Origin of the sequence: Psychrobacter sp., from assembly GCF_035469765.1 — a bacterium.
Classification (GTDB): Bacteria; Pseudomonadota; Gammaproteobacteria; order Pseudomonadales; family Moraxellaceae; genus Psychrobacter.
This window is the reverse complement of the sequence record NZ_DATIRM010000410.1, coordinates 1-8,388: the sequence shown is the minus strand read 5'-3', so window position 1 is coordinate 8,388 and position 8,388 is coordinate 1. Positions and strand designations below refer to the sequence as shown.

The 8,388-nt window shown below is 38.9% G+C and carries 6 protein-coding genes; all 6 read right to left on the bottom strand.

Annotated elements, in window-relative coordinates:
- Window positions 1–580, bottom strand: a 580-nt coding sequence (locus VLN09_RS11395; protein ID WP_325246607.1) for a glycosyltransferase family 2 protein, incomplete at its 3' end; no start/stop codon positions are given.
- A 37-nt stretch (window positions 581–617) separates the two neighbouring features.
- Window positions 618–2,432, bottom strand: a complete 1,815-nt coding sequence (locus VLN09_RS11390; RefSeq protein WP_325246605.1) for an ABC transporter ATP-binding protein — start codon at window positions 2,430–2,432, stop codon at window positions 618–620.
- Window positions 2,433–2,497: 65 nt separating this feature from the next.
- Window positions 2,498–4,489, bottom strand: a complete 1,992-nt coding sequence (locus tag VLN09_RS11385; RefSeq protein WP_325246603.1) for a nucleoside-diphosphate sugar epimerase/dehydratase — start codon at window positions 4,487–4,489, stop codon at window positions 2,498–2,500.
- A gap of 58 nt (window positions 4,490–4,547) precedes the next feature.
- Complete coding sequence (locus tag VLN09_RS11380; RefSeq protein WP_325246601.1) at window positions 4,548–6,818, bottom strand: polysaccharide biosynthesis tyrosine autokinase; 2,271 nt, start codon at window positions 6,816–6,818, stop codon at window positions 4,548–4,550.
- A gap of 39 nt (window positions 6,819–6,857) precedes the next feature.
- On the bottom strand, window positions 6,858–7,334 hold the full coding sequence (locus VLN09_RS11375) for a low molecular weight protein-tyrosine-phosphatase (protein ID WP_325246598.1): 477 nt from the start codon (window positions 7,332–7,334) through the stop codon (window positions 6,858–6,860).
- A gap of 9 nt (window positions 7,335–7,343) precedes the next feature.
- Window positions 7,344–8,388, bottom strand: a 1,045-nt coding sequence (locus VLN09_RS11370) for a polysaccharide biosynthesis/export family protein (RefSeq protein WP_325246596.1), incomplete at its 5' end; no start/stop codon positions are given.

Below are 8,388 nucleotides of genomic sequence, written 5' to 3'. Positions count from 1 at the left end.
GACCTATATGCCAATGAAAAGGCCCATCCTCATAGACAAAATCTACTGGGAAACGTATCTTAGACTCCTTTAATACACTAGAGCGCATAAACTTTACCCAGCAATAGTTTTCAAGATCAAAATATTCATCACCTTGCTTATATGGTATTAGCTCTAAGTTGGATGGAGGATAAGGGAGCTCTGTACGGTTTATACCATCAGAAAATGGTACATAGCCGTAAGTGACTAGATCTGCCTTGGTTGTTGTTGCACAGTTGACACAGGCAGCTATCAAACGTACATCGATGATATCATCGGGGTCGACAAACATTATGTACACACCTGTCGCCATATCAATACCCGCATTACGAGCAGCTGATACGCCTTCATTCTTCAGATGTTTAATAATTTTAATACGCGTATCTTTTAGGTGAGACTGCAGTACTTGCATCGAATTGTCAGTTGAACAATCTTCTACTACGATAATTTCAAGGTTATCATGAGTTTGCATTTTAATGGAGTTCAGACACTCATCAAGATACGACTCAACATTATAAATCGGTACAATGACACTTACTAAAGGATTCTCAGATGCAGTCATGATTGGAACCTTATTCAGATGAAGTTAATATTTTTTGCTATGAGAACCTAGCCATCTTTTTGAACATTGAATTGTTATCTATAAGCTGTTGATAGGTGCCTTGTTCGATGACTCTTCCTTGTTCCATAAGATAGATAACATCGCAGTTTTTAACTGTTTTTAATCGATGGGCTATCATTACAATAGTTTTTTGTCCACTAAGCTCTTGAATGGAGTCCATTATTACTTTTTCTGTAATACCATCTAGAGCACTGGTTGCTTCATCGAAGACCAACACATCTGCTTGATTATATAACGCTCTTGCAATACCAATACGCTGCCGCTGACCACCTGAGAGCTGTACACCTCGCTCGCCAACTTTGGTATCTAAACCTTTAGGTAGGCTATTAACCAATGGCTCAAGGTGGGCTAGCTTAATAGCCTGTTTAACTTTTTCTAAGTCAGTATCTTCACTACATAGACCGAACGCAACGTTTTCAGTAATACTGCCTTCACTTAAAAATATACTTTGTGGTACAAAGCCTATGTTTTTCTGCCATACCTGTAGGTTTTCACCTTCAATGACTAAATCATCAAGCATCAACTGTCCTGCACTTGGAGAAATCAAGCCTAGTATTAAATCAATAGTTGTAGATTTACCCGATCCAGATTCCCCTACAAAACCCACAGTAGAATTAATCGGTATATCAATATTTATATCAATCAATGCCGGCATTTCTTTATCCGGATAGGTAAAGCTCACGTTATTTAGTCGGATGTTCCTAAAGTTTGCTAAATCAATTACTCTCTGATTTTTTATAGCGGAATTAGCACCCTGCTCATTATCTACTAACAATGATGCAAGCAAGTCTTTTTTTATCGAGTCAAAGGCTGCAGTATTACCTCTAATCGTTGTAATACTGTAATACGTTTGTTGTAAAGCCGGTAATAGCTTGAATCCTGCAAGGGCATAAATACCTAATACAGGTAAGACCTGACTTAGATTACCATCACGCGTTATGAGTAAAACCAAAATCAGGCTAATCATTGAGCCAAAAGCGAGTAACTCCATCAAATAGCGAGGAGCATAACTCAGTGCCGTATTCACACCTTGTGCACGAGCAAATACCTTTCCACTTTGTTCAAATTGATGAACAAATTCAGAGCTACGGTTATAAAGCAAGAGATCTTTAATACCCCCAAAGCCTTCATTCATTAGCCGAAAGCGATCGGTTGAAGTAGTTGATATATTTTCACCATACAGTGCAATACGATTACGAATCACTTTATATATAAGAATATAACCACTAGTAAATAATATAATCCCTATACTTGCTATCATTGGATTATAGATAAAAATACTAACTGAAATAAATAACGCTAATACTATCCGAGCGTTCATTTCTATGAATGGTAAAATAATAGAGTTGGTAACTCTGTATGCTTCAGTCGAAATCTGCTTTGTCAGTTGAGCGCTACTACCACTAGCATGAAATAGCCAGTCTTTTTGCAGGTAATATCGATACAAACGATCGCTAAACTCTGTACCAACGGAGAAAGCGAATAAAGATAATCGCCATGTGGTGAAAATAGAGAGGATAGAAGCGAAACCAAGCGTTAGCAGTACAACAAAACCTGTTATAAATAAAAAATCCGTATGTGTGCTGACTCCACTAGCTAGATATAGTTTATTTAAAACTGCATTGGTTTCGAGTAATTGCATATCTGCTACGAGAGCCATAAAAGGGCCGATAGAAGCAATACCTAGCATCTCCATAAAGGCCATAAGCATCATCATCACCTGTAGCGATAGATAACTCCTCCGCTGATCTGGAGTTAATAAAGCAAATAACTCTTTCGCTAAACTAATCATTTTATCTAACCACTCTATTAACGATGATTATTTATATTAGAAATACTTAACATTATATTTGATATTTACACACTCTCTTCTTGGCATTTTTTTAGCTCATTGACAGTTCCAGTGCCTTCTTGATAACCTGCCACAAAATACTTAAATTGCTCTTTTAGCCATCGCACATCGTATTGTCTTGACTTATCATCAAACAAACATAATGTATGCTCAATTTCATCTAAAGGGAAACTGTGCTCCATCGCTTGCATGATTAGTGGATGGTCAGTATTTTTTATATTGTCTTCACCGATGATAAGTTCTTCATAGAGCTTCTCTCCTACTCTTAAGCCAGTAAAGACGACTTCTATATCACCATCAGGGTTTGCATGTGTCTTTAGTTCGTGACCACTAAGATGAATCATTCTACGAGCTAGATCGACGATTTTTACTGGCTCACCCATATCAAGAACAAACACTTCACCGCCAGTTGCCATTGCACCTGCTTGAATAACCAAATTCGATGCTTCAGGAATGGTCATAAAATAACGTGTCACATCAGGATGGGTAACTGTAATAGGCTTACCTTGCTCAATCTGCTTAGTGAACACAGGTACAACAGAGCCCGATGAGCCCAATACATTCCCAAAGCGCACCATACTAATACAGGTATTACCACTATTCTTACTTAATCCCTGACAAACCAACTCCGCTAACCGCTTAGTTGCGCCCATTACATTAGTAGGTCTGACTGCTTTATCAGTAGAGATTAATACAAATGTCTCAACCTTGGCTGAAATCGCCGCCTGTGCACAGTGATAAGTCCCTTTAATGTTATTGATAGCGCCTTCAAACGGATTATGTTCAACCAAAGGAACATGCTTATACGCAGCAGCGTGATATACCGTCTTTATCTGATACTGTTCAAGTATTCTAAAAAGGTTATATTCATTGGTCACATTACCAATAACCGCAATAATATTAGTATCTTGATAACTGATATCATTAGCTTGTAACGCTATCAACTCCTGGTGAATACTATATAGCGCAAACTCTGACAGCTCATATAAAACGATGCATTTTGGTTGGTTTTTAATCACCTGACGACATAATTCACTACCGATAGAGCCACCCGCTCCTGTCACCAACACATACTTATCAGTGATATTCTTTCGTAAAAGGTTTATGTCTGGCTCAACAGTTTGTCTATTTAGCACATCTAATATGTCAACTGGTCTTATATGACTGACCGTCACTCTCTCGTCAGCAAGCTCTCGCAAACTCGGCAAATCTTTTATCTTGACAGAGATATCTGATAAACCGTCCATAATCTGTTTTTTACGGACACGGCTCATAGAAGGCATGGCCAAAATTACTTGTGCTACATTTAGGCTCTCTATCAGCCATGGGAGAGCATGGTCAGCATAGATACGTTTACCATGTAAGTAAGCCCCTGTTAGCTGTTTATCATCATCAATATACGCTACCACATTGTATCTATTATAATGTCTCAGACTTTCTAATAGCTCTCTACCTGCTTCTCCTGCACCATAGATAATCACATTATCGCAACAAGTATCTAGACGATTTTTTTTACCTTTCCTCTGTAGCCATGTCAGTAACGTACGTATAATTAGCCTACTATTCCATAGCCAGATAAAAAATAGAAATAGAAAGGCAATTGGAGCTGAAGACGGCATCGTCTCTAATGGATTAAAATAAATAATAGCTTGATAGATAATAATCAGTAATAGAAACAGTTGTAGTACACGACCCATTACTGCATCAAAAAACCCTCTAGATGCTCCTCTATAAAAGCCTATAAGATGTAGACTAGCAACAGGAATAAATGCATAGAAGGCTAATGCCACAGGGCTGATATATTGAGTGATAGAGCCTTGGCGTAGCGCTAATGCCAAGAGTAAACAAGAAATCGATATGACAAAATCTATACTAAATAAGATAGTGCTTTTAGCAATACGTGGTAATGACAATAAATACACAACCATGCGCTTCGACCATTGATTCAAATCACTGGAAGATTGATAAGCGTTGTTAGGCTCTGTTTTTATAAACATAATATCCACCCAATTAAGTTATATGACTTATGAACGACCAACAATTATAAAAAACTAACTATCGGTTATCTCCATAGGCATAAGTATAATTATAGCTATATTTATCCATAAGGCCTTGCTGTACGTCATTGAGAATAATTCCATCCACATGTACATTGGCTTTATGCATCTGCTTGATGGCGTAAAGCAGTTGCCCTTCTATTGAAGAGTTGAATTTAGTGACAATAAACACCTTATCTGCATGTTGCGCTAACACCATGGCGTCAGAAGCTGCCAATATAGGTGGTGAATCAATGATGATATAGTCGTACTGATTTTTTAGCTCTGCCATCAGATGATTGAACTTCTCCCCTATTAGTAACGACGTAGGATTACTCGTTTGCCGTCCTCGCGATATAAGATCAATCCGCTCTATGCCAGTAGGATTAATAAAACTCTCAATCCCTAGGTCAGATACCTCACTACTATTGGATGGAGTACCGTCAATTGGAGAAAAGCTTCTCTTATCCTGCAGTAAATAATCAGTAAGTCCATCGTCTTGGCTCAAGTTAAACATCTTATGTAGCTCACCTAAGCGCATATCTCCATCAATGATCAGGATTTTCTTGTTCAGCTGTGATAATACCTCGGACAAGTTAGTAGCGATAAAAGACTTACCAACACCTGGGCTTTCCCCACTAATTAGTAAGACTTGCGCGGAATGCCCGACTACTGTTCCCGTCGGCATGCCAAACACAAGGTTTGTTCTTAAGCTTTTAATACCTTCATAACTCAAACCATTATAATCAACATGGGCGAGCATTCGAGCGCTGGCTTTTTTGTTTTTACTGAGTTTTGATAGTAACGGCGAGCGCGGAATCGTCGCAATGACGGGGATGCCAGTGGTAGCCTCTAAGTGCTCTGGATCTTTTACCACATTTCTCGTCAGGTTTTTGAGCAGCACCAACATGATTCCAAACATCGTACCTATTAGCGTGGCGATCATCATAATTTGCGGCTTGTTTGGTGCTATTGCATCAAAGGTACTAGTCGGCAAATCTAAGATACGAGCATAACCAATTTGTCCAGCCTTGACGATTTTGAGTTGCTCATAATTCTTAAGCAGTGTCAGATATATTTCTCGATTAATTGCTGTATCTTCTGATAGCTTTAAGAACTCTCGCTGTATTTCAGGTAAACCTGCAACGGTTCTGCCGATTTCTTGTATTCTGTTATTGAGTACTTTCAGCTGCTCATTAATTTGAACGACCAGTGGATGCTCTTCAGTATAATAGGTGGTTAGATCCGCTTTTTTCAGTTTAAGCTCATTAAGCTGTTCATTGATTCCAGACTTTTCACTTAATAATATTTCAGCCTCTTTACCCACATCAATCGTGCCATAATTTTTACGAAAATTATTAAATAGCGCTTCAGAGGCTTCTAGCTTTTCTTTTAATATAGGTATTTGCGTTTCCATAAAGGCAAGTGTCTTGGTGGTTTCTTCAGAACCGCGAGATTGGTTTTGGCCCACGTAAGATTGGACTATCTGATTAAGTACGGTAGTGACTTGCTCTTGATTTTCACCAGTCATAGACAGCTGAATGACACCGGTTTTTTCGCCCTTCTCTTTAACAGTTAGGGCGTTATTAATAGCATCTGTGGTCGCTTTGACTGTCTGCTTACTGATATTAATAGGATAATCAGCAGTTGGAAGCTCATTGACAGTAATATGAATTTGACCGTCTATCCCTTTAAACTGGTTCATCTGACCAATCTGACCTTTAAAGTCATCAAAACCATTACTCAAAACAAATCCTGCATCGGATCTTGTTAAAGTGAAGGTTTTATTTAAGTAAGCTGGTGATACGTCAAACTGTCTGATTTGTACTAGGCCATTTTCAGTATTTAGTGAAACATTATCGGGTGTATTAACCTGCGTACCAATACGATTGCTTTTGATTTTATCAAAATGATCGATATTGGGATTTGTTAGTCTAATACGTAAGTGCAGTTTATTGACTACAGGCTCTAGAATCATTCCTGACCTGATAAGCTCTGCTTCCGTTTCAGCCTTACTGATTTCTGTACCCACTAATCCTGAAATACTCTCACCAAATGCTTCTACTCCCTGAGAGTTATCCTCAATTTGTATCAGTGCATCTGATTTAAAGGTAGGATTAACATAACGACTATACAGAAACCCTAGTAAAAGTCCCAATAGCGCCATAAGAAGTATGACTTTCCAACCACGTAACAACACTAAAACCAGCGCCATTAAGTCGATATCGTCATTATCTTTTCTGCCCGCAGGCATCGATAGGTCTTTTGAATCCATATTATTCATAACCATATACTCATCGCTTAGTGTTAGTCGCTTAGTGTTAGTCGCTTAATAGCATTCGCTTAACTTCAATTCTCTGACTGCAGTCGCTTTGCTAATTTTATCGGTCCATTGTTCAAGACTATTCACAATATCTTGTCTGCTTGTTTCAAATATTACTTTGTGCTGCTGATATGGGTCGGCGATATCTTTATCAAGCCAGTGACCAATTCGAAAAGTTTTGCCGCGACAATGGGGCCATCGAGTTTCAATCCATTTGGTTTGGCTAGTTGACATAGTCAGAATCAAATCTGCATGATTTACTAATTCTTCATCAATTTGCTTTGCAATATGTGAGTCTATATCTAGATTATAAGTAGCCATTAACTCCACCGCTTTTGCATCAGCAGAGTGGCCGACTAGCGCTGACAAACCAGCAGATTCGATGTGCTTTTCTGGATAGCTGTTCTTTAAGATAGCAGCAGCCATCGGGCTACGACATATATTACCAATACAGACAACTAAGATTTTTTCAAATGCCCCCATAATCAACTCCTATATTCCTGATATAACAGTAATTGCTGATGTTGAAGGAAGTATGGCGCTAATGATACGGTTCCAGCGAGTCAAGCCTGTTGGATCGACATAAAGGATGTCATTGGCTTGCATATCAAAACGGCTAGCTAATGCAAAGCTCGTGATGCTCTGCATATCGACATAATAAATATTGGTGTATTGGCGTTGTGGATTATCCCTAACAATATATACCTTAGCCGCGTTGGCTGTATCAGCATTCAATCCATTTGACTCACCTAGCACATGCGCTAAGCTCAGCCCTTGCTCAGGAATAGCAACTGGCTCAATCTTACCAAATTCACCTAATACATAGACTTTATTACGGCTTTGGCTATTAACGTGAATAGCGTCGCCATCTTGTAGGTAGATTTGATTGGCAGACAGCCCCATTTGACTCAGTGATTGAATGCCAAGCTTATAACTTTTGCCCTGCCGATTTAAGACGATATGGTTTGAGTCACCAGCCTCGGTCGTGCCACCTGCCATAGAGATGGCCCCATATACTGAGATAGGCATATCAGCAATAGCAAACTCACCAGATTGCTTAACTTCACCATCAACGAAAAACTTATTGCCACGATAATTGATAACTTTTACCTGAGGATCAGCGTATTTTAGATAGCGCTGAAGTTGACTTTGTAAGATTGCAGTAAATTGCGGCACACTCATACCGCTGGCTTTGATTCGTCCTATCAGCGGAAACTGTATAAAACCTTGTTGGTCAACAGTCAGACTAGCGGTTGATGCATTAATGTCTGGATAATTAGTGAGTATAATATTGAGAATATCCCCTTTAGCAATCCCATAACTGGTGCGACCAGAAGTTTTTATCAGATGATACAAATCTTGATTTGGGGAGAGGATTTCTTTCTGTGGAAGGTTCGCCAAGCTCAAAGGTTGAATATAAAACTGTATACCATTTTCTGCAGTAAACGCTCCTGATTCAGGTATATTTCCAGACTTAAATCCAGAAATAATCGTACAGCTGGTAAGTAATACCATAAAGAATAAGCAAGACACACTC